This window comes from Microbacterium sp. WCS2018Hpa-23, assembly GCF_031843845.1.
Classification (GTDB): Bacteria; Actinomycetota; Actinomycetes; order Actinomycetales; family Microbacteriaceae; genus Microbacterium.
Genome location: NZ_JAVTIZ010000007.1, coordinates 18,390 through 38,516, shown reverse-complemented (window position 1 = coordinate 38,516; position 20,127 = coordinate 18,390). Strand labels below are relative to the sequence as shown.

Sequence of the window (20,127 nt, the reverse complement as noted above, 5' to 3'; positions counted from 1 at the left end):
CAGACTAGCGAAATCACCTGTGTGTTGCCCACGAGGGGATGCCTGATCAGCCCGGCACGTCGTGACGATCAGGCATCGTGCGCTCGATAGCCTTGCATCATCAGCATCTCCGAGGAGCACCGATGAAGATCCACAACCCGTTCCGCACCGCTCTCGTGGCGACGCTCGGCGTGGGGCTGGGAATCCTGCTGATCGGAAGCGTCGAGAGCCTGTCGACGGTTCTCCTGTACGTCGGCACGGCCCTGTTCCTCAGCCTCGGTCTCGATCCGCTCGTGTCGTTCCTCGAACGCAAGAGGCTTCCTCGCTGGCTCGCGGTGCTGATCACGATCCTGGGCGTCCTCGGCATCTTCGCGGGCATCATCCTGATCGTCATCCCGGTGCTCGTCGACCAGATCTCGCAGCTGATCGCCCAGATCACGGCCATCGTCCAACGCGGAACATTCCTCGCCGACCTCCGAGAGTGGATGGTCGACACCTTCCCCAATCTCAAAGTCGACGAGGTGTTCGCGTACGTGACGAACTGGCTCGAGACGAATCTCACTCAGATCGGCGGGTCCATCGGGCAGAGCGTCCTCGCAGCCAGCGGCGCTGTCGTCAGCGGACTCTTCGGAGCCTTCATCGTCCTGATCCTGACGATCTACCTGACGGCCTCGACGCCCTCGCTCAAGCGAGCGGTGTACCAGCTCGCACCCGCCTCGAAGCGAGAGCGCTTCATCGACCTCGCCGAGCAGATCACCGACTCGGTCGGCTACTACGTCATGGGTCAGGTGACGCAGGGCGTCATCAACGGCGTCCTGAGCATGATCTTCCTGACGATCATCGATGCGCCGTTCCCGGCGGTGCTCGCTGTCGTGGCCTTCTTCTTCTCGCTGATCCCACTCGTGGGCACCCTGACGGGGTCGACGATCATCGTTCTCGTCTGCCTCATCCCCGGCCTCGGGTCCCCCGCCACCGCGATCGCGGCGGCGATCTACTACCTCGTCTACATGCAGATCGAGGCCTACGTGATCTCACCGAGGATCATGAGTCGGGCGGTGTCCGTGCCCGGAGCCGTCGTGGTGGTCGCAGCGCTGGCGGGAGGGAGCCTTCTGGGGCTTCTGGGGGCGCTCATCGCGATCCCGGTCGCGGCCAGCATCCTCATCATCTACCGACAGGTGCTGATCCCCCGGATGAACGAGCTCTAAGCCACCGGCCACTCGTTCGGCAGTGGCAGCGCCGCAGGATTCACTGCCGCGACGATCTCGGTGAGCACACGCCGGGTCTGGCTCTCCCCCACCCAGAGGTGCTTGCCTCCCTCGACCGCGATCAGGTTCGCGTGCGGGATCGCCGCGAACCGCTCTCGGGCCTCGGCAGGACGGAGATAGTCGTCGAGCTCGGGAACGAGAATGACGACCTCGACGTCCTCGTCCGCCCATGCGGCGACCTCGGCCTCCGTCGCGCGATGGAGCGGCGGCGACAGGAGGATGATCCCCTCGACATCGTGCTCTCGCCCGTACTTGAGGGCGAGCTCCGTACCGAACGACCAGCCGACCAACCACGGTCGCGGAAGGCCGCGCTCACGGACGAAGTCCATCGCCGCGGCGACGTCGAACTGCTCGGCCGCTCCCCCGTCGAACGCGCCGTCGCTCGTTCCCCGAGGCGATGTCGTGCCGCGCGTGTTGAAACGCAGCACGGCGAGGTCGGCCAGCGCCGGGAGACGCGCGGCCGCTTTACGGATGATGTGAGAGTCCATGAAGCCGCCCGCGGTGGGCAGCGGGTGGAGCGTCACGAGCGTCGCGACCGGGTCGGACGATTCCGGCACAGCCAGCTCGCCGACAAGCGTCAGCTCGTCCGCTGTCTCCAGAACGATGTCCTCGCGGCGAGCAGGAAGCTCGAGCGGTCCACGGATCTCGATGCTCACGCAATCCTCCAACAGTGTGTGTGCCAATGCCGCCGGGCGGCGAGATCTGCGGCGTCACCGAGCACGCCGTCCGCGCGCCAGATCACGAGGTGGGCGATACCCGGCGCGACGGTGCGCCCGCAGCCGGGGCAGATGTACTCCTTGAGTGCCTGTGCTGCCGATACCGGCTGCACAGTCCACTCGGAGCCACGGCGCACCTCAGTGCGCTTCCAGGACGCCAGGAGGCGGTCCAGCGAGTCCTCGGTCTCAGGGCGCGCCGGACGGCGTCTGCGGGAGCGGGCCATGGTGGCCGCTCACCACCAGTGGTTGTTCGTCCAGAAGGCGTGCGCGCCGGCCCAACTGCCGTATCGTCCGGTGGCATAGCCCGTGGCCCAGCGCAGGTTGTCGACGGGGTCGTATCCGTTGCCGGGCACCTTGCTGCAGGGCAGCGCCTGGACGAGACCGCACGCACCCGACGATTTGTTCGTCGCGTTGGGGTTCCATCCGCTCTCGCGCGAGACGATGTAGTCGACGTAACCCCAGTCGGACTCGGCGATGCCCGCAGCAGCCATCCATTCGGCAGGCGCGCCCCCGCCGGTGTAGAAGAGAGGCGCAGCGCTGCTCGACTTCGGGGAGGACGCCGTCGTCGGCGTGGGGGTCGGTGTGGGCTTCGGCGTCACGTAGACCGAGAAGGTCCCTCGCTGGACGGGCGCGATAGCCGCGCCCTCGACCGAGACGGTGAGGTTCTGGGTCTCGGTGAGCGCGACCGAGTAGGCCGATTCCGGGCTCTCCTCTGCGGGCTGCTCCGCAAGCGCGACGCCCGTCGGAGCGACCATCGCCGCCGCGAAACCGACGACCGCGAGAGCGCTGAAGAAGCCCACGACACCACGGCGTCGGCTGCCCTTGCGCGCCGAAAGAGTCGCCGATGCGGGCACAGGCGTGACGTCGTTTCGCTGGGGAGTCATGTCGTTTCGGGAGTTCACGATGAGAGGAAGTCTACCCGCTGAGGCCTGACACGGCCATCAGAACGCTCAGCGAACGGCCAGGATGACGTCTACGGCGGCGTCGAGCAGCGCGTCGACCTGCTCTTCGCGGTAGCCACCACGCTGCATCCGGAATGCGGCGGCGCGCAGCTGCTCGGCCGTCAGCGGCTCTCCGTCACGCAGGTAGCGGGCGATGCGCGTGCCCACGTGATCGACCTCGTCGATGCGGTAGCCGAAGGTGAGCACACCCGTGCGCGCGAACCGGTGACGCTTCGGGCGGGCCAGGTGATCGAGGATCACCTGCGCGTCGTCGCGTGCCTGCTCGACCCACGCACCCGCACCACGGGAGCGCACCACCCGATCGCGAGCGCGCGCCGCCAGCGCATCCTCGACCCGGCCGAGCGCAGCGTCGACTTCAGCCACGACATAGCCGTTCTTCACCAGGGGGAACGAGGCCACCCGCACGTCGGCCGCGCTCAGGTCGTCGGCGTCGCCCTCGAAGGCCGTGCGCGCTGCCGCGAGGAAGGTGTCGACCGCTGCGCGATGGTAGCCACGGACACGTCCGCTCGTGAGAGAGAAGGCGGGCGGCGCCTCGACGGCGTCGTCCGCTACCTGTACGTCGTCGGAGACCATCACAGCACCACCCAGGAGGAGAAGAGGAAATAGAGGCACAGCGCGGGCACCGTGGACGGCAGGATGCTGTCGAGCCGGTCGAGGAGTCCGCCGTGACCGGGAAGCCAGGAGCTCATGTCCTTGATGCCCAGGTCGCGCTTCAGCATCGACTCACCGAGGTCACCCAGCGTCGCGGACAGCAGGATCGCGACGCCGAAGATCACGCCGATCCACCACGGGATATCGAGCAGGAAGATCGCGAGGAGCACGCCGGCAGCGATCGAACCGACAACCGCACCTCCGAATCCCTCCCACGTCTTCTTTGGACTGATCTTGGGGGCCATCGGATGCCGCCCGAAGGCGAGCCCCGCGGCATAGGCGCCTGTGTCGGCGACGACGGCGATCGCGATGAAGCTGAGCACCCACCACTGACCGCCCTCCTGCTTGAGCAGGATCAGGGCGACGGCGGCGAGGAACGGGACGTAGATCTGCACGAAACCGCTGATGACGGCATCCGTGAGCACATCACCGTACGTCCTGCCGTCCTTGGCGATCATCTGCGCGACGAGCCGCCACACGATCACGAACGCGACGGCGAGGAACAGCATGACCCAGACGAGCCAGAGATCGAGGAAGAAGGCGGAGAGCACGAGAAGGGTGGCAGCGATGAACTGCGGCACCACGTCGATACGTCGACCCGACGCGCGGAGGGCGAGGGAGAGCTCGTAGACGCCGAGCAACGCCGCTGCCAGCGCGAAGGGCACGAAAAGGACCTTGATGAACAGGAGCGATGCGAGCAGCGCCGCACCGAACGCGAGACCGATCAGCGTGGCGAGGATCAGGTCGCGACCCGTGCGCTCCTTGATGCGCTCATTGGCCTGGTCGAGCTGACCACGAGCGTGCGAGACATGATTGCCCAGTTCGTCTCTGGCCGCTCTCCACTGCTCGCGGATGGCGTTGTGATCGGCGGTGTCCAGTGTGGATGCCGTGACCGCAGGCCCCTCTGCGGGCAGAGGAGGCCGCGGCGGGATGCTCATGGTGTCGAATGCCGGGAAGGCGCCGTCGACCAGGGGAATGCCGCCGGCCGGGGTCGACGAGTCGCGCGCCTCACGACGCGTCTGCGGCTTGTCGGTACCGTCACCGCTGGAGTCGTCGGACATGCCGCCTACACCTCGAGGAGTTCGGCCTCTTTGCGCTTGAGTGCGTCGTCGATCAGGTCGACGTGCTGGCGCGTGAGGGCGTCGAGTTCCTTCTCTCCCCTGGCGATCTCGTCTTCGCCGAGTTCGCTCTTCAGGGCGTCGAGCTCATCCTTGCCCTTGCGGCGGATGCCTCGGACGTGGACCTTGGCGTCCTCCGCCTTGGTCTTGACGAGCTTCACGTACTCCTTGCGACGCTCGGCGGTGAGCTCAGGCATCGTGACCCGCACGAGGTTGCCGTCGTTGGTGGGGTTCGCGCCGAGGTTCGGCATGTCGCGAATGGCCTGCTCGATGCCCTTCAGCGCCGACTTGTCGTACGGCGTGATGATGAGCGTGCGTGCTTCCTGGTTCGCCAGTGAGGCAAGCTGCGCCAGCGGAGTCGGCGTTCCGTAGTAGTCGACCAGCACCTTCTGGAAGAGCTGCGGGTTCGCACGACCGGTGCGCACCGTGGAGAAGTCCTCCTTGGCGGCCTCGACGGCTCGTGCCATGCGGGAGGTGGTTTCAGCGAGGACATCCGCGATCACGGTGACTCCTATCGTCGGGGTGTTCTGAAATTCTATCGGGCCGGGCCCTCGAGCACCGGCAGGCGCTCAGGCCGTGACCAGAGTGCCGATGTGCTCGCCGAGGAGAGCTCGCGTGACGTTGCCCGCCGGTTCCATACCGAAGACCCGCATGTCCATGTTGTTGTCCATGCAGAGGCTGAACGCCGTCGAGTCGACGACCTTGAGCCCACGCTGGAGGGCATCACGATACGTGACGCGCTCGATGCGTTCGGCGTCCGCGTGCTTGTTCGGGTCGGCGGTGTAGATGGCGTCGACGCCGTTCTTGGCGACGAGGACCTCCTCCGCACCGATCTCGAGCGCGCGCTGCGCGGCGACCGTGTCGGTCGAGAAGTACGGCAGGCCGGCACCGGCGCCGAAGATGACCACACGCCCCTTCTCCATGTGACGCTCCGCCCGCAGCGGGATGTAGGGCTCGGCCACCTGCGTCATCGAGATCGCGGACTGCACGCGTGTGGGCGCGCCGGCCTGCTCGAGGAAGTCCTGGAGAGCGAGAGCGTTCATGACGGTGCCGAGCATGCCCATATAGTCGGCGCGGCCGCGGTCCATACCACGCTGGCTCAGCTCCGCCCCACGGAAGAAGTTGCCACCACCGACGACGATGGCGATCTCGACGCGGTCGACCGCTGCGGCGATGTCGCGGGCGATCTGGCTGACGACATCGGGGTTGACACCGAGCTGGCCGGCGCCGAACGCCTCGCCGGAGAGCTTGAGAAGAACGCGGCGGCGTCCTGTGCGGTCGGTCATGGGGTGATCCTCTCGTCCCGATTCAAGATAGTGCCTTCTGGGCATGAAGAAGGGGTCCGGATCGCGTTGATCCGAACCCCTTCGACGATGTTACGCGCCGACCTTGAAGCGCGCGAAGTCCGTCACGGTGATACCGGCGTCCTTCGCCACCTGGGCGACAGAGAGCTTGTTGTCCTTCGCGTAGTCCTGCTCGAGCAGGGCGACCTGCTTGATGAACGCGGAGACACGGCCCTCGACGATCTTGGGCAGAGCCGCTTCCGGCTTGCCCTCGTTGCGGGAGATCTCGGTGACGATCTCGCGCTCCTTCTCCACGGCGTCGGACGGAACGTCCTCGCGGGAGAGGTACGACGGGTTCGCGAACGAGATGTGCTGCGCGATGCTGCGAGCGGTCTCGGCGTCGTCACCCGAGTAGGCGACGACGACACCGATCTGCGGCGGCAGGTCCTTGCTCGTGCGGTGCAGGTAGACCTCGACCTTGTCGCCCGAGACCGTGCGCACGCGACGCAGTTCGACCTTCTCGCCGATGATCGCAGCCTCTTCCGAGATGATCTGCTCGACGCTCTTGTCGCCCGCCTGAGCGGCGAGACCGGACTCGACCGAGTCCGCCTTGACTGCGGCGACAGCATCTGCGACCTTGTCGGCCAGCGCGATGAAGCGCTCGTTCTTCGCGACGAAGTCCGTCTCGCAGGCGAGCTCGATCAGCGTCACTGCGCCGTCCTGCTCGCGAGCGACGATGAGGCCCTCGCTGGTGGAACGGTCAGCACGCTTCGCGTTGCCCTTGGCACCCTTCAGGCGCAGGATCTCGGTGGCCTTCTCGACGTCTCCGTCAGCCTCCTCGAGCGCCTTCTTGGTGTCGACCATTCCTGTGCCGAGCTGCTCACGCAGCGCCTTGAGGTCGGCGATGGTGAAGTTGGCCATGTGTGGTGGCTCCTTGCTTCGTGATGTGTGTGGTGGTCGCGGAATTACTTGGCGTCTGCCTCAGCGGGGGCCTCTGCGGCCTCTGCTGCGGGAGCCTCGACGGTCTCGGCGTCTGCGGCCGGAGCCTCGACTGCTGCGTCCTCAGCAGCTGCGTCCTCGGCCGGAGCCTCGGTGGCAGCGTCTGCGGCCGGAGCCTCGGCAGCGGCGTCAGCCGGCGTCTCGAGAAGCTCCTTCTCCCAGTCGGCGAGCGGCTCAGCGTCGCCCGTCTCGGGGTTGTGCTTCTGCTGCAGGCCCTCTGCCGCCGCGTCCGCGATGATGCGGGTGAGCAGCGAGACCGAACGGATCGCGTCGTCATTGCCGGGGATCGGGTACTGGAAGTCGTCCGGGTCCGCGTTCGTGTCGAGGATGCCGATCACGGGGATGCCGAGCTTCTTGGCCTCGTCGATGGCGAGGTGCTCACGCTTGGCGTCGACGACCCAGATGGCGGACGGCGTCTTGGTGAGGTTGCGGATACCGCCGAGCGACTTGTGCAGCTTGTCGAGCTCGCGCTTCTTGAGAAGCAGCTCCTTCTTCGTGAAGCCGCTGTTCGCCGGGGTCTCGTAGTCGAGCTCCTCGAGCTCCTTCATGCGTGCGAGACGCTTGGAGATCGTCTGGAAGTTGGTGAGGAGCCCACCGAGCCAGCGCTGGTTGACGAAGGGCTGACCCACGCGGGTCGCCTGCTCGGCGAGGATCTCCTGCGCCTGCTTCTTCGTGCCGACGAAGAGGATCGTGCCACCGTGGGCGACGGTCTCCTTGACGAAGTCGTAGGCCTTGTCGATGTAGCCGAGCGACTGCTGGAGGTCGATGATGTGGATGCCGCTGCGCTCGGTGAGGATGAAGCGCTTGACCTTCGGGTTCCACCGACGGGTCTGGTGTCCGAAGTGCACGCCACTGTCGAGCAGCTGGCGGATGGTGACCACAGCCATGGTCGTCTCCTTGTTCCGGCGCGGTTCTGCGCCATTGAGGTTGTCAAGTCGATCGGACGATCGAACTTCCTGGTGCCCGGCGCACACCCGCCTGCTCGGAAGCAGGACCTGTGGGAATGGATGCCACGACCGAAGTCGCTCTGGGCACGCGTAGTCACCCCGAGATCGAGGTGCTCCCCCAGCATACAGGATGCGAGGGCGTCACTCGCCCTGCACCGCGGAGCGCGTCCGGGGGTTCTGAGCACCTCCTGCGACGATCCGCCCCGCGTCCGCTTCGACCGAGGCGCGCATCCCGGATCATGGCCCGATGGCCATCCGTCGTCGCATCCTCGCCGTCATCCTGCTCGTCGCTCTGCTGAGCGTCGGCTTACATGTGCCCGCGAACGCGGTCCCGCCGTCCGCCGCCACTGCATCCACCTCCGCGACCTGGACTTGGCCGTTCGACGGGGACCGCTCCATCGCGAATCCGTATCGGGCACCGGCGCATGAATACGGAGCCGGACACCGGGGTATCGACATCATCTCGGTACAGGGCGGTGCCGTCCGCGCACCCGCTGACGGCACCGTGGCGTTCCGCGCAACGGTCGTTGACCGGCCTCTGCTCACGATCGAACACTCCGGCGGGTACGTGTCGACGTTCGAGCCGGTGATGTCCAGCCTCTCCCCCGGAGATGTCGTGACGGCCGGCGACGAGATCGGCACCGTCGCATCGGGCGGCCACGCGTCGCCGGGATCGATGCATCTCGGCGTGCGGCTCGACGGCGACTACATCAACCCGATGCTCCTGTTCGGAGAGGTGCCGCGCGCGGTGCTCCTCCCCTGCTGCGACCCCCTATGAGCCGCGCCGGCGCGTCGCGGTATGTCTCTTCCCGCGTCCTCTCAACATTTGCCGACGAAGCCTCCCTCAAGAGGCCTCAGGCTCGCGGATGCGCCAGTCGATAGGTGGCCGTGAGCCGCTCGGCGGATACGTGCGTGTAGATCTGGGTGGTGCCGAGGCTGGCGTGCCCCAGTATCTCCTGCACCGCCCGTAGATCGGCACCGCCGTCGAGCAGGTGCGTCGCCGCGGTGTGTCTGAGGGCGTGCGGCCCGACCGTGTCGGCTCCGACGTAGGGAGCGAGCACCTCTGCGACGAGTGAGTACACGGCTCGGGGTCCCACCCGCGCGCCGCGCGCGCCAAGGAACAGGGCAGGGGTCGGGCGTGCGGCCCGCGCGACGTGCACGGGACGACCACGGGTGAGATAGGCGCCGATGGCGTCTCTCGCCGGCGCCCCGAAGGGGACCACGCGCTCCTTGGATCCTTTGCCGAGGACGCGCGCGGTGCCGCGGTCGAGGTCGAGATCGTCGACGTCGAGTCCGCAGAGCTCGGAGACACGGATCCCCGCGCCGTAAAGCAGCTCGAGGATCGCATGGTCCCTCAGTCGGGTCGGCTCCCCTGTCGACGCCGCCGTCCGTTGCGCGTCGAGGAGGGTGGTCATCGCATCCTGGGAGGCGATCGTCGGCAGAGTACGGCCGCGCTTCGGTGCGACGAGGCGCAGGCTCGGATCGTGTGGGATGAGCTCCTGCTCCTGCGCCCAGGCGAAGAACGACCGAGCTGCGGCAGCTCGTCGCGCGAGCGTCGCACGGGCATCGCCCCGCTGCGTCGCCAGCCAGAGCCAGCCCCGCAGAGTCTCGAGCGACACGTCTTCCACACCGAGCTCCCCGACCGACTGCGCCAGATCGCGCAGGTCCGATCGGTACGCCCGAACCGTCGCGGGCGACAGCCTCCGCACCTGGTCGAGGTGATCGGTGAAAGCCTGTGCCGCGGCGGCGAACTCCATGGATCAAGCTTGCAGGAGCGGGCATGGGCATCGTGTCAGCCGCGCCGCCCGACTTCGCCGGCCTTCCGCCACCCGCCCTCGACCCGCCTGACGACGCCTTCCAGCTCGAGAACCCCGAGGATCGCGCTCACCTTGTCGGGTGCGAGTCCCGACCGACGGCAGATCTCGAGAATCGGTAGCGACGAGCGACCGGTGATCGCGTCGAGCAATCGCACCTGATCAGGGTCGGATCGCTCACCGTCTTCCGCCGCTTGCAGCGCCCCTCCCCACAGTTCACGGATCTCCGCAGGAGTCGTCACGCACCGCGCGTCGTACTCACGAAGAAGTCGATGGCATCCGGCGGATGCCGCTGACGTGACCGGTCCCGGCACCGCGCCGAGCGGGCGCCCCAGTGCTGCCGCGTGACCGGCGGTGTTGAGAGAGCCACTGCGCCACCCCGCCTCGACGACGACCGTCGCCTGACTCAGCGCGGCGATGAGCCGGTTACGCGCGAGGAAACGCCATTTGGTCGGCGCGGTACCGCACGGCACTTCGCTCACCACTGCGCCCGTGTCGACGATGCGTCTCAACAGCTCTCTGTGGCCTTGGGGGTACGCACGATCGACTCCGCCGGCCAGGAAGGCCACTGTCCTGCCAGCGACGCCGAGCGCCGCCCGGTGGGCTGCACCGTCGATGCCGTACGCGCCACCTGAGACGACGACCGCGCCGCCCATGGCGAGGTCACCCGCGAACTCGGCGGCGAGCATCTCCCCGTAGCCACTCGCCGCACGGGCACCGACGATCGCGACGCGCGGCTCGGCGGAGAGAAGCAGGGGGTCGCCTCGTACCCAGAGCAGCGTGGGCGCGTGCTCGCCGAGGTCGTCGAGAGCGATCGGCCAGCTCGCGTCGCCCGGAAGGACGAGTCGCGCACCGACATCGCGCGCACTTCGAATCGACTCCGCCACCGCACGCGAATCGGCGCGCGCCCGCCACCTTGCGCGTCCCTCAGCGAGTGCCCGCCCGCCCGCCCCCGGCTGCGCACGACTTCGGTCGGCGAGTGCGAGCTCCAGGGCCTCGTGAGCGCCGAGCTCTGCGATGAGAGCGCCCGCCACCCCGTCACCCGGTTCCGCGAGAACCGACCATGCGACCCTGGAGAGCGCGTCCTCCGGATTCCCGTGCGGCCGCATCTCGTCGAGCGCGGAACGGACATCGGCGTCCTCCCTCAGCGATTCGATCATGATGTGTATCCCCTCTTCAGAAACAGTGCCCGCCCGACCTCGTCGCGCCCCGGTTTCTCGATTCCCTCCAGGTCCGCCATCGTCCACGCCAGTCTCAGGACACGGTCGTAGCCCCGGAGCGTGAGCGCACCCCGTTCCAATGCACGGTCGAGCGGTGCGCGGGCAGGCGCGGCGAGTCGCAGATCGGGCTGACGCAGCCTCGCACCCGGTACTTCGCCATTACGACGCCACGGGGTACCCCGCCAGCGTGCGACGGCGCGCGCCCTGGCCGCGGCGACGCGCTCGCCAGCGACGACGGTGGTGATGGAAGTCCGGTCCGCGGCCATCGCCTGGACGGCGGAGACGCGGGCGACCTGCAGCTCGATGTCGATGCGGTCGCGCAACGGACCTGACAGTCTCGTCGCGTATCTGCGGATCGCCAGCGACGGGCAGACGCACTCGGAGCCCCGGACTCCGTAATTGCCGCAGGGGCACGGATTCATGGCGAGGACGAGTTGGAACCTCGCTGGGAACAGGGCCGTGATCCCTGATCGACTCACCTCGATCGAACCGGATTCGAGCGGCTGCCGCATCGCGTCGAGTGCGACGCGTGAGAACTCCGCGGCTTCGTCGAGGAACAGCACCCCACGGTGCGCTCGTGAGATGGCGCCGGGTCGGACCGCTCGCGATCCCCCGCCCACGAGAGCGGCCACCGAGGCGCTGTGATGCGGCGATTCGATCGGCGGAGTGACATCGAGGCGTCGCACGGGCTCACCTGTGAGGGAGCGGATAGAGGCCACCTCCAGCGCCTCCGCCTCGGTGAGCCGCGGCAGTATTCCTGGGAGACGCCTCGCGAGCATCGTCTTGCCGGCACCCGGTGGGCCACTCAGGAGCAGATGGTGTCCACCTGCAGCCGCGACGATGAGAGCCTGGACAGCATCCTCCTGACCGACGACCTCGGACAGGTCCAAGGACTCGCCCGACTCATGGGAGGGGGCGTCCGCGACGACAGGGTCGCCATCGAGCACCTCGACATCTGCTCCGTGCCACACGGCGACCTGCGAGAGCGTCGCAGCTGGACGAATGTCGATATCAGGCACGAGCGCTGCCTCGGCCTCGTTCGCCGAAGGGACGATCACGGTGTCGAATCCCGCCCGCGCAGCCGCGAACACGGCGGGCAGCACGCCGGGCACCGGCCGGAGCCTTCCGTCGAGTCCCAGCTCACCGAGGTGCACGGTTCGCGCGATGGAACGCGAGGAGAGCGAGCCTCCGGCTGCCAGCGCCGCCACAGCGATGCTCAGGTCGAAGCCCGAACCCTGTTTGGGAAGGCTCGCCGGCGAGAGATTGACCGTCAATCGGCGGCGCGGAAGGTCGAGCGCGCTGTTCTTGCACGCGTTGTGCACGCGTTGCACAGCTTCTCCGAGCGACTTGTCGGGGAGCCCGATGATCTTGAAGTCAGGGGTCTGGTTCGACAGGTCCGCTTCGACCTCGACCATGTGGCCGTCGACACCGGTCAGGGCGACGGCCCAGGTCCGCGCCGTCGTCATGACAGTGCCACGAGGTGCTCGAGTGTGCCGCACGAGGGGTCCGCGCCGATGATCCCGATCGCGTCGATCCGGATGGTCATCCCCTGTGCGCTCTCGGCATGGTCAGCAGCCCAGGCGTGAGCCAGCCGCCACAGGCGGCGCAGCTTGCGGCCGTCCACCGCCTCGAGCGGGTGTCCGAAGGAATCGCTCCGTCTCGTCTTCACCTCGACGACTGCGAGATGCGAACCGTGGGATGCGACGATGTCGATCTCGCCCTGAGCGCACCGCCAGTTCCGATCGAGAACCTGATACCCGAGCGTCGTCAGGTACCGAACCGCTTGCTCTTCACCGGCTCTGCCGAGATCGTCTTTCGCTGCCATGACGACAGCCTGTCGACCGCAGTCGATGATCTTCGCGGTGGATGTGCCGATCGCCCGGGAGTCAGGGACAGGCCGTCAGAACGACAGACTGTGCAGAAGGGGTCATTCCCCGTCGAGCGACAGTTCCTGGGGCAACTCGAACTCACGGCGCTGGAGTTCTTCGACGTTGACGTCCTTGAAGGTGAGCACGCGCACGGCCTTCACGAAACGGTCGGCGCGGTAGATGTCCCACACCCAGACGTCGGTCATCGAGATCTCGAAGTAGAAGTCGTGCTCGGTGTCGCGGCGCACGACGTTGACCTCGTTGGCCAGGTAGAACCGGCGCTCCGTCTCGACGACATACTGGAACTGAGCGACGACGTCGCGGTATTCGCGGAACAGCGCCAGCTCGAGTTCGCGGTCGTAGTCGTCGAAGGCTTCCTCATCCATGATGTCTCCATCCTAGAGTCGGCGGCGCATCGTCGCCGCACGGAGAGTCAGAACAGCGTCGGAGCATCGGCGATAGCCCATGACGAACGATGATGGGGCGACAGCCCGAGAGCGCGGATCGCATCTCGGTGCTCCAGACTCGCGTAGCCCTTGTTCCTGTCCCATTGGTAGGCCGGATGCCCTTCGTGAAGCTCCGCCATGTAGGTGTCTCGCGCGACTTTCGCGATCACGGACGCCGCTGACACCGATGCGCAGTCTCTGTCCGCCTTGATCACCGGACGGACGCGAAGCGGCACGGGATGGACGGAGGACACGTAGTCGTGGTTGCCGTCCAGCAGCACGAGGGCGCTCTCGATCGCGACGCCCTGGTCGACGATGCTCTGCACCGCTCGAGAGGCCGCCAGTCCCAGTGCCCGCATGATGCCGACCTCATCGACCTCTGCGGAACTCGCCCAGCCGACACCGGACGCCTGGACCCAGGCGGCCGCTCTGGCGGCGACGTCGGGTCGGCGCTTCTCCGTGACGAGCTTCGAGTCCCGCAGGCCCTCGGGGACGCGACGACGGGATCCTGCGGCGTCCATCGCCGCGGCTCCGACCGCGACAGGACCGGCCAGCGCTCCTCGCCCGACCTCGTCGAGGGAGATGACCAGATCGCACTCGGTCAGGAGGCGACGCTCCAGGGTGAGCTTGGGTGCGACGACGGTCATTCCGAGTCCGGAACGCCGTTGAAGCTGTCGTGATGTCCGTCGATGGTCCCCATACGGTCGAAGGGCCACGTGGTGAGGAACGCCTTGCCCACGAGATTCTCGAGGGGGACGAAGCCGCCGCTGGGGAGGTCCTGATGCGCCCGCGAGTCACGCGATCGGTCGCGGTTGTCTCCCAGCACCCAGATCGACCCCTCGGGCACGACGACGTCGAAGGGCTCGTTCGAGGCTGCGGTGTCCCCGTCGGGAAGGTTCAGGTAGCTCAGCTCGTCGATCGGGGCCCCGTTGATGGTGAGCTGGCCGAGCGCGTTGCAGCAGACGACATGATCTCCGGGAAGCCCGATCACGCGCTTGACCAGGTGGTCCTGCGAGTCGGTGGCGGAGATGCCGACCACGTTCAGGACCCAGTCGAACGCCTGGATGAGCGGGGGCTGCGCGGGAGTCTGAACCTGTCCGTCGAGCCAGCCGCCCGGGTCTTTGAAGACCACGACGTCGCCACGCTCGTAGGACGTCCAACGAGGCGTGAGCTCGTCGACGAGGATCCGGTCGTTGACGAGCAGTGTGCGCTCCATCGAAGCCGACGGGATGTAGAACGAGCGGACGACGAAGGTCTTGACCACGAATGAGACGAGCGCGGCGATGACGATGATCACGAGGACGTCCCGCAGGAAGACCAGGAACCCGCGGCGCCGCTTCGTCGGGGGCGTGGATGCGGCGGCGGAGTCAGTCGTCATCAGTGTTCCTTCACAGTCTCGCACCGCTCGGAGACGGCACTATCAAGGGTCGCACACCCCGGAGAGAACAAAGCACCCCAGGACATCGTGTCCCGGGGTGCTGTGGAGAACCTGCGCGTCAGTTGTCGCGCTTCTCCTTGATCTTCGCCTTCTTGCCACGCAGCTGGCGGAGGTAGTAGAGCTTCGCGCGACGCACGTCACCGCGGGTGACGACCTCGATGTGGTCGATCACCGGGGAGTGCACGGGGAACGTACGCTCGACGCCGACCTGGAAGCTGATCTTGCGAACGGTGAAGGTCTCGCGCACGCCGTCGCCCTGGCGGCCGATGACGACGCCCTTGAAGACCTGGATACGCGAGCGGGTGCCCTCGGTGATGTTCACGTGTACGTTGACCGTGTCACCGGGGTGGAAGACGGGAACGTCGGAGCGCAGGGATGCTGCGTCGACGGCGTCGAGGATCTGCATGATCGTCTCTCTCTGCACTCGCCTCAGGTCGGATGCATGATGTAGGAAGGAACAAGAACGGGTGTGTGCTGAACGGCGCCGAAGCGTCCGCGGGCTCCCCTGGGGCAGAACCGGTCACGGCACAAACATTCATTCTGCCATGGATGCCTCACGCGGCCAAAACGTCACGTGCTGCGGTGTCAGTCCCGAGCGTCGCTCTCCCTGACCACGATGACCTCATGCGCACGCGTCGCGGGCTCCGGCTCATCGACGCCCGGGACTGTGGACCAGGCGATGGTCTCGCGGAATCGCGCGCCACTCCCCTTGGCCTCGTTCCACAGCTGCCACAGCTGCAGCCACACGAGGCCGATGCCGACGATGATCGCGGCGGCGAGCAGCCAGCCGAATGCGCCGTCGATGAAGCACCCGACGGCGATCGTCAGCCCATGCCAGAGGCTGAATCCTCCGACGTCCCACCACGACACGGCACGATCGGCGCGCACCGAAGGGCGGGACCGTGTGAGGAGCGTGAGCAGAAGCTGCCCCACGAAGACGGACGGGATCGCGATGAAGAGGACCCAGAGGATCGTCCAGCCACCCTGGAAGACGCCCCAGCCGATCAGGAGCCAGAGCGGCAGCAGGAACGCGGCCGGAACCAGCCACCGGAAGAACGCCTGACGCAACCACATGTCACAGATCGTACGACGCCCGCTCCGCCGCCGCCCCGGTGTTCGCTGTGAGCGCGCGGACACCGGAGGCGCACGCATCGGCGAGAATGGAGGGGACGAGAGGACACCCGATGATCGAACTGCGCACCCCTGCCGAGATCGACGAGATGCGCGCCGCCGGGCGCTTCGTGGCCGAGACGCTGGCGACCCTGCGCGACGAGACGAAGGTCGGCACCAACCTGCTGTCGATCGATCGCCGAGCGCACGACATGATCCGGAAGGCGGGAGCGGAGTCGTGCTACATCGACTACCACCCCTCGTTCGGTGCGAGCCCCTTCGGCAAGGTGATCTGCACGTCGATCAATGACGCTGTGCTGCACGGACTCCCCCACGACTACACACTCCGCGATGGGGACCTGGTCTCGCTCGACTTCGCCGTGTCCGTCGACGGATGGGTCGCGGACTCGGCCGTCTCTTTCGTCGTCGGCACTCCGCGCGACGAGGATCTCAGACTCATCGACACGACCGAGCGCGCCCTCGACGCCGCGATCGCGGCTTCCGTCGTCGGCAACCGGATCGGTGACATCTCCGCCGCCATCGCCGCCGTATCGCACGGCGAGGGGTATTCGATCAACACCGATTTCGGCGGGCACGGCGTCGGCCGCATCATGCACGGCGATCCGCATGTCCCCAACGACGGGCGGGCAGGACGAGGCTTCCCGCTTCGCGAGGGACTCGTGTTCGCACTCGAGCCCTGGCTGCTCGAGACCACCGACGAGCTCATCACAGACCCTGACGGCTGGACGCTTCGCAGCGTCGACGGATCCCGAGGCGCTCATTCGGAGCACACGGTGGCCGTCACGGCCGACGGCCCGATCATCCTCACCGACCGCTCGTTCCTCGGCGTCGACTGAGCACGTGCCCTCGGGTCAGGCGCGTCTGTAGACGAACACGTCCGTCACGATGGGCAGGTCGAACTCCTCGCGACCACGCGTGTCGGAGTCGGCGTCCAGGATGGCCTCGATCGCGGCGAGCATACGCGCGCGTTCGTCGTCATCCGCCACGAGGAAGCTGCTCACCGTCGACCACCGCTTGAGATAGTCCTCCCGGCGGATCCGCTCCGTCCAACGGATCTGCTCCTGTCGGACGTGCACGAAACCTGGCAGCTCGTCCGCGGCTGAGCTCGTCGTGCCGTCCTCCTCCGCCACCGCGGGGTGCGCGATGCGATGCGCCGCTCTGTCCCAGGTGCTCGCGGGGTCGGAGTGGTTCCAGACCAACCCGAGGGCGCCGCCGGCCACGAGCACTCGAGCGATCTCCGCGCAGGCGGCCTCACGATCGAACCAGTGGAAAGCCTGCGCGACGGTCACGACATCGACGCCGCCATCGCCGACCGGAATCTGCTCGGCGCTTCCCTGCATGGCCTCCGCTGTCGGCAGTTTCGCTCTCAGAACGTCGAGCATCGCCGACGACGGTTCGACCGCGATGACGTGCTCGGCTCGACCCTCGAGCAGTTCCGTGAACTTCCCGGTGCCGGCTCCGAGGTCGAGCGCAGCCCGCACGGGTGTCGGCACGATCAGGTCTGCCGACGCCTGTGGGAAACCCGGGCGATAGCGGTCGTAATCCGCTCCGATACGTTCGAAGGACTTCGCAAGAACCTCATCGACCATGCTCCGACGGTATCAGCCGAGCGCGGGATCACTCCGCCGCGATCGCGGTGGCTGTGCCATCCTGAGTCCATGATTCCGCAGGATCGCCACGTGCCGGAGCACCTGTTCCTGGTGAGACACGGGCAGACACTGTGGAACCTGGAACACCGTCTGCAGGGGCAACTGGATTCGCCGCTGACAGACGACGGCATCCGCCAGGCGAAGAGCATCGCCGAGCGCCTCTCCGGACGAGGGATCACCACGGTCTGCTCGAGTCCGCTCGGCCGAGCGCTGAGAACCGCCGTCATCATCGCCGATCGCCTCGGCGCCGATCTCGTCGAGGTCCCTGAACTCGCGGAGGTCCACCACGGCGACATGGCCGGCCTGACCTGGGATGAGATCGATCGACGATTCCCCACCGCGCGCGAGGACCGCGCAGCGAACCGCTACGGATGGGCCTTCCCCGGCGGGGAGAGCTATGCGCAGGCACGGGCGCGAGCACGCCGGGCGCTGTCGTCGTGCGGATGGGCGACGGCCGGCATCCCGCTCCTGGTGAGTCACGAGATGATCGGCAGGATGCTCCGAGCCGACCTCCGAGGCCTGGATGCGGCGTCGGCCCTGTCGCTCCGGCATCCGCATGATGTCGTGCTCGAGATCGACCACGGCAGCGAGACGATGCTCTAGGCGTCGTCTTCCGCAAGCAGGTCGGGACGACGGCGACGCGTGCGCTCGAGCTGCTGCTCGCGCCGCCACGAGGCGATGACCGCGTGGTTGCCGCTCAGCAGCACGTCGGGCACCGAGCGATCGCGCCAGACCGATGGCTTCGTGTACGACGGGTATTCGAGCAGGCCGTCCTCGTGGGACTCCTCGACCAGGCTCTCGGGATTGCCGACGACTCCGGGGATGAGGCGGCCGATGGCTTCGATCATCGCCATGGTCGCGACCTCGCCGCCGTTGAGGACGTAGTCGCCGAGGCTGACGAGACGGACCTCGCCCAGCGACGCCGCGTACTCGAAGACCCGCTCATCGATGCCCTCGTATCGGCCGCAGCCGAAGATCAGGTGATCGCGGGTGCTCAGGTCGCGTGCGGTGGCCTGAGTGAAGACCTCCCCGGCCGGCGAGGGGAAGATGATCGTGGGTCGGGTCTGCGTCATCTCGGTGCTCGATGACGCGACCTCGTCGAGCGCGAGGCCCCAGGGCTCGGGCTTCATGACCATCCCGGCGCCGCCACCGTACGGGGTGTCGTCGACGGTGCGGTGACGATCGGACGTCCACTCGCGGAGGTCACGCACTCGGAGGTCGAGGATGCCGGCGCTCTGCGCCTTCCCGAGGAGGGAGAGCGTCAGTCCGTCGAAGTACGACGGGAAGATGGAGAGGACGTCGATGCGCACGGAGGAACCGTACCAGCGGTCACGCGGACGCGTCGGAGTCCGAGGACTCTCCCGCATCCGCTGTGTCTGTCGCGTCCGGAAGCTCTTCGAAGAGGCCGGGAGGCGGAGTCACGATGACGCGCCCCGCTCGGACGTCGACGCTGGGGACGATCGCCTGGACGAACGGCACCATGATGTCCTGATCGCCGGATCGGACGATGAGCAGATCCTGCGCGGGGAAGTGCTCCACGCGCACGACCTTGCCGACGACGATCTCATCGCGGACGACATCGAGACCGACGAGCTGGTGGTCGAACCACGCGTCGTCCTCGACCTCGTCATCGTCCTGATCGATCCAGAGGATCGCGCGGACGAGGGTCTCGGCACCCTCACGATCGTCGACGTCCTCGAGGAACACGACCGGATTGCCGTTCATCACGCGGTATTCGCGGACGACGACGGTCTTGCCATGCCACGGAGATGCCTCTGGCACCTGCAACGTGAACTCGGCTCCCGGAGTGAATCGGCGCTCGGGGTTGTCGGTGTAGAGCTCCAGCTTCAGCGCGCCCTTGAGGCCATGGGCCTTGACGAGACGCCCTACGCGCAGCTGGTTCTTGCCCTGGTTGCGTTCTTTCGCCACCACGTCAGTCATCCGCGACGTCGACGCGGACGCGACGCCCATCAGCCAGCGCGGAGATGAGCGTACGCAGTGCCTTGGCGGTGCGGCCGCCGCGCCCGATCACGCGTCCACGATCATCGGGGTGCACACGCACCTCGAGGAGATCGCCTCGCGGCGAGGTGGAGGAGTTGATACGCACATCCTCCGGGTGATCGACGATCCCCTTGACGATGTGTTCGAGCGCGGCGGCGAGCACGACGGATTACTCCGAGTCGGCTGCGGGAGCCTCAGCGGCCTCCGCGTCGGCCTTGGCGGGAGCCTCCTCTGCGGGAGCCTCCTTCTTCTCGGCCTTGGGCTTGACGACGGACTTCTTGGACGCGTCGATCTCGAACGGAACCTTGGGCTCCTTGACCTTGAGCGTGGACTTCGCGTCCTTGTCGCCCTTGAACTTGCCCCAGTCGCCCGTGATCTTGAGAAGGGCCGCGACCTGCTCGGTCGGCTGCGCGCCGACGGAGAGCCAGTACTGCGCACGCTCGGAGTCGATCTCGATGAACGAGGGCTCCTCGGTGGGGTGGTACTTGCCGATCTCCTCGATCACGCGACCATCGCGCTTGGTCTTCGAGTCGGCGACGACGATGCGGTAGTACGGCGCACGGATCTTGCCCAGGCGCTTGAGACGAATCTTGACAGCCACGATTCTCCTGAATTGTGTGGAAATTGACGAACCGATCGC

27 protein-coding genes are annotated in these 20,127 nt (G+C 67.1%); 4 read left to right on the top strand and 23 right to left on the bottom strand.

Annotated features, from left to right (window positions below; all coding sequences use genetic code 11):
- The first annotated feature begins 122 nt into the window (after positions 1-122).
- Entirely contained in the window at positions 123-1,184 is a 1,062-nt protein-coding gene (locus RQG77_RS12705) for an AI-2E family transporter (protein ID WP_311245029.1), read from the top strand.
- Here the strand turns inward: RQG77_RS12705 and RQG77_RS12700 are convergent.
- The 9 genes from RQG77_RS12700 to rpsB form a co-directional block, all read right to left on the bottom strand.
- Positions 1,181-1,894: an alpha/beta hydrolase gene (locus RQG77_RS12700; protein ID WP_311245224.1), complete on the bottom strand. Its 714-nt coding sequence runs from the start codon at positions 1,892-1,894 to the stop codon at positions 1,181-1,183. The two genes, RQG77_RS12705 and RQG77_RS12700, sit on opposite strands and share 4 nt — an antisense overlap.
- A 2-nt stretch (positions 1,895-1,896) precedes the next feature.
- A complete protein-coding gene (locus RQG77_RS12695; RefSeq protein ID WP_311245028.1) occupies positions 1,897-2,184 on the bottom strand; it encodes a hypothetical protein in 288 nt (95 codons plus the stop codon).
- A gap of 9 nt (positions 2,185-2,193) precedes the next feature.
- Positions 2,194-2,862: a transglycosylase SLT domain-containing protein gene (locus RQG77_RS12690; RefSeq protein ID WP_235560683.1), complete on the bottom strand. Its 669-nt coding sequence runs from the start codon at positions 2,860-2,862 to the stop codon at positions 2,194-2,196.
- A 48-nt stretch (positions 2,863-2,910) separates the two neighbouring features.
- A complete protein-coding gene (locus RQG77_RS12685; protein WP_311245027.1) occupies positions 2,911-3,495 on the bottom strand; it encodes a DivIVA domain-containing protein in 585 nt (194 codons plus the stop codon).
- A complete protein-coding gene (locus RQG77_RS12680; protein WP_311245026.1) occupies positions 3,495-4,634 on the bottom strand; it encodes a phosphatidate cytidylyltransferase in 1,140 nt (379 codons plus the stop codon). Before RQG77_RS12680 ends, RQG77_RS12685 begins: the two co-directional genes overlap by 1 nt.
- A 5-nt stretch (positions 4,635-4,639) precedes the next feature.
- Complete coding sequence (gene frr, locus RQG77_RS12675; protein ID WP_056307900.1) at positions 4,640-5,194, bottom strand: ribosome recycling factor; 555 nt, start codon at positions 5,192-5,194, stop codon at positions 4,640-4,642.
- 66 nt (positions 5,195-5,260) lie between these two features.
- Positions 5,261-5,977: a UMP kinase gene (pyrH, locus tag RQG77_RS12670; RefSeq protein WP_056307902.1), complete on the bottom strand. Its 717-nt coding sequence runs from the start codon at positions 5,975-5,977 to the stop codon at positions 5,261-5,263.
- A gap of 90 nt (positions 5,978-6,067) precedes the next feature.
- Positions 6,068-6,895, bottom strand: coding sequence for a translation elongation factor Ts (tsf, locus tag RQG77_RS12665; RefSeq protein WP_311245025.1), 828 nt, complete (start codon positions 6,893-6,895; stop codon positions 6,068-6,070).
- Between the two features lie 44 nt (positions 6,896-6,939).
- On the bottom strand, positions 6,940-7,860 hold the full coding sequence (gene rpsB / locus RQG77_RS12660; RefSeq protein WP_311245024.1) for a 30S ribosomal protein S2: 921 nt from the start codon (positions 7,858-7,860) through the stop codon (positions 6,940-6,942).
- A gap of 307 nt (positions 7,861-8,167) precedes the next feature.
- Here rpsB and RQG77_RS12655 point away from each other — a divergent pair, with 307 nt between their 5' ends.
- The gene (locus tag RQG77_RS12655) at positions 8,168-8,698 is read left to right on the top strand and encodes a M23 family metallopeptidase (protein WP_311245023.1); all 531 of its coding nucleotides are present in this window, start codon (positions 8,168-8,170) and stop codon (positions 8,696-8,698) included.
- A gap of 76 nt (positions 8,699-8,774) precedes the next feature.
- Here the strand turns inward: RQG77_RS12655 and RQG77_RS12650 are convergent, their stop codons facing one another.
- From RQG77_RS12650 to RQG77_RS12610, 9 genes are all read right to left on the bottom strand, one after another.
- Entirely contained in the window at positions 8,775-9,677 is a 903-nt protein-coding gene (locus tag RQG77_RS12650; protein WP_311245022.1) for a tyrosine-type recombinase/integrase, read from the bottom strand.
- 35 nt (positions 9,678-9,712) lie between these two features.
- The gene (gene dprA, locus RQG77_RS12645; RefSeq protein WP_311245021.1) at positions 9,713-10,894 is read right to left on the bottom strand and encodes a DNA-processing protein DprA; all 1,182 of its coding nucleotides are present in this window, start codon (positions 10,892-10,894) and stop codon (positions 9,713-9,715) included.
- The gene (locus RQG77_RS12640) at positions 10,891-12,420 is read right to left on the bottom strand and encodes a YifB family Mg chelatase-like AAA ATPase (RefSeq protein ID WP_311245020.1); all 1,530 of its coding nucleotides are present in this window, start codon (positions 12,418-12,420) and stop codon (positions 10,891-10,893) included. The genes dprA and RQG77_RS12640 overlap by 4 nt, the downstream gene beginning before the upstream one ends.
- Entirely contained in the window at positions 12,417-12,779 is a 363-nt protein-coding gene (locus tag RQG77_RS12635) for a YraN family protein (RefSeq protein ID WP_311245019.1), read from the bottom strand. Before RQG77_RS12635 ends, RQG77_RS12640 begins: the two co-directional genes overlap by 4 nt.
- 102 nt (positions 12,780-12,881) lie before the next feature.
- Complete coding sequence (locus RQG77_RS12630; protein ID WP_056509743.1) at positions 12,882-13,208, bottom strand: DUF2469 family protein; 327 nt, start codon at positions 13,206-13,208, stop codon at positions 12,882-12,884.
- Between the two features lie 47 nt (positions 13,209-13,255).
- Positions 13,256-13,915 carry a ribonuclease HII gene (locus RQG77_RS12625; RefSeq protein WP_311245018.1) on the bottom strand — a complete coding sequence of 220 codons (660 nt, stop codon included), beginning with the start codon at positions 13,913-13,915 and terminating at the stop codon, positions 13,256-13,258.
- Entirely contained in the window at positions 13,912-14,646 is a 735-nt protein-coding gene (lepB, locus tag RQG77_RS12620; RefSeq protein WP_311245017.1) for a signal peptidase I, read from the bottom strand. The genes RQG77_RS12625 and lepB overlap by 4 nt, the downstream gene beginning before the upstream one ends.
- Positions 14,647-14,764: 118 nt before the next feature.
- Positions 14,765-15,112: a 50S ribosomal protein L19 gene (rplS, locus tag RQG77_RS12615; protein WP_053099097.1), complete on the bottom strand. Its 348-nt coding sequence runs from the start codon at positions 15,110-15,112 to the stop codon at positions 14,765-14,767.
- Between the two features lie 179 nt (positions 15,113-15,291).
- Positions 15,292-15,780 (bottom strand): MFS transporter permease, encoded by a 489-nt coding sequence (locus tag RQG77_RS12610; protein ID WP_311245016.1) that lies wholly within the window; start codon positions 15,778-15,780, stop codon positions 15,292-15,294.
- A 110-nt stretch (positions 15,781-15,890) separates the two neighbouring features.
- Between RQG77_RS12610 and map the strand changes: the two genes are divergently transcribed.
- The gene (gene map / locus RQG77_RS12605; RefSeq protein ID WP_311245015.1) at positions 15,891-16,673 is read left to right on the top strand and encodes a type I methionyl aminopeptidase; all 783 of its coding nucleotides are present in this window, start codon (positions 15,891-15,893) and stop codon (positions 16,671-16,673) included.
- A 15-nt stretch (positions 16,674-16,688) separates the two neighbouring features.
- Here map and RQG77_RS12600 read toward each other — a convergent pair whose 3' ends face one another.
- Positions 16,689-17,426 carry a class I SAM-dependent methyltransferase gene (locus RQG77_RS12600; RefSeq protein WP_311245014.1) on the bottom strand — a complete coding sequence of 246 codons (738 nt, stop codon included), beginning with the start codon at positions 17,424-17,426 and terminating at the stop codon, positions 16,689-16,691.
- Between the two features lie 69 nt (positions 17,427-17,495).
- On the opposite strand from RQG77_RS12600, the gene RQG77_RS12595 reads away from it, so the two are divergent.
- On the top strand, positions 17,496-18,089 hold the full coding sequence (locus RQG77_RS12595; RefSeq protein WP_311245013.1) for a histidine phosphatase family protein: 594 nt from the start codon (positions 17,496-17,498) through the stop codon (positions 18,087-18,089).
- Here the strand turns inward: RQG77_RS12595 and trmD are convergent.
- The 4 genes from trmD to rpsP are packed head-to-tail and all read right to left on the bottom strand — an operon-like array spanning position 18,086 to position 20,088.
- The gene (gene trmD, locus RQG77_RS12590; RefSeq protein WP_311245012.1) at positions 18,086-18,796 is read right to left on the bottom strand and encodes a tRNA (guanosine(37)-N1)-methyltransferase TrmD; all 711 of its coding nucleotides are present in this window, start codon (positions 18,794-18,796) and stop codon (positions 18,086-18,088) included. The two genes, RQG77_RS12595 and trmD, sit on opposite strands and share 4 nt — an antisense overlap.
- Positions 18,797-18,815: 19 nt before the next feature.
- A complete protein-coding gene (gene rimM, locus RQG77_RS12585) occupies positions 18,816-19,427 on the bottom strand; it encodes a ribosome maturation factor RimM (RefSeq protein WP_311245011.1) in 612 nt (203 codons plus the stop codon).
- Complete coding sequence (locus tag RQG77_RS12580; protein WP_056307930.1) at positions 19,420-19,650, bottom strand: RNA-binding protein; 231 nt, start codon at positions 19,648-19,650, stop codon at positions 19,420-19,422. The genes rimM and RQG77_RS12580 overlap by 8 nt, the downstream gene beginning before the upstream one ends.
- A gap of 6 nt (positions 19,651-19,656) precedes the next feature.
- Positions 19,657-20,088, bottom strand: a complete 432-nt coding sequence (gene rpsP / locus RQG77_RS12575) for a 30S ribosomal protein S16 (protein WP_311245010.1) — start codon at positions 20,086-20,088, stop codon at positions 19,657-19,659.
- Between the last annotated feature and the right edge of the window lie 39 nt (positions 20,089-20,127).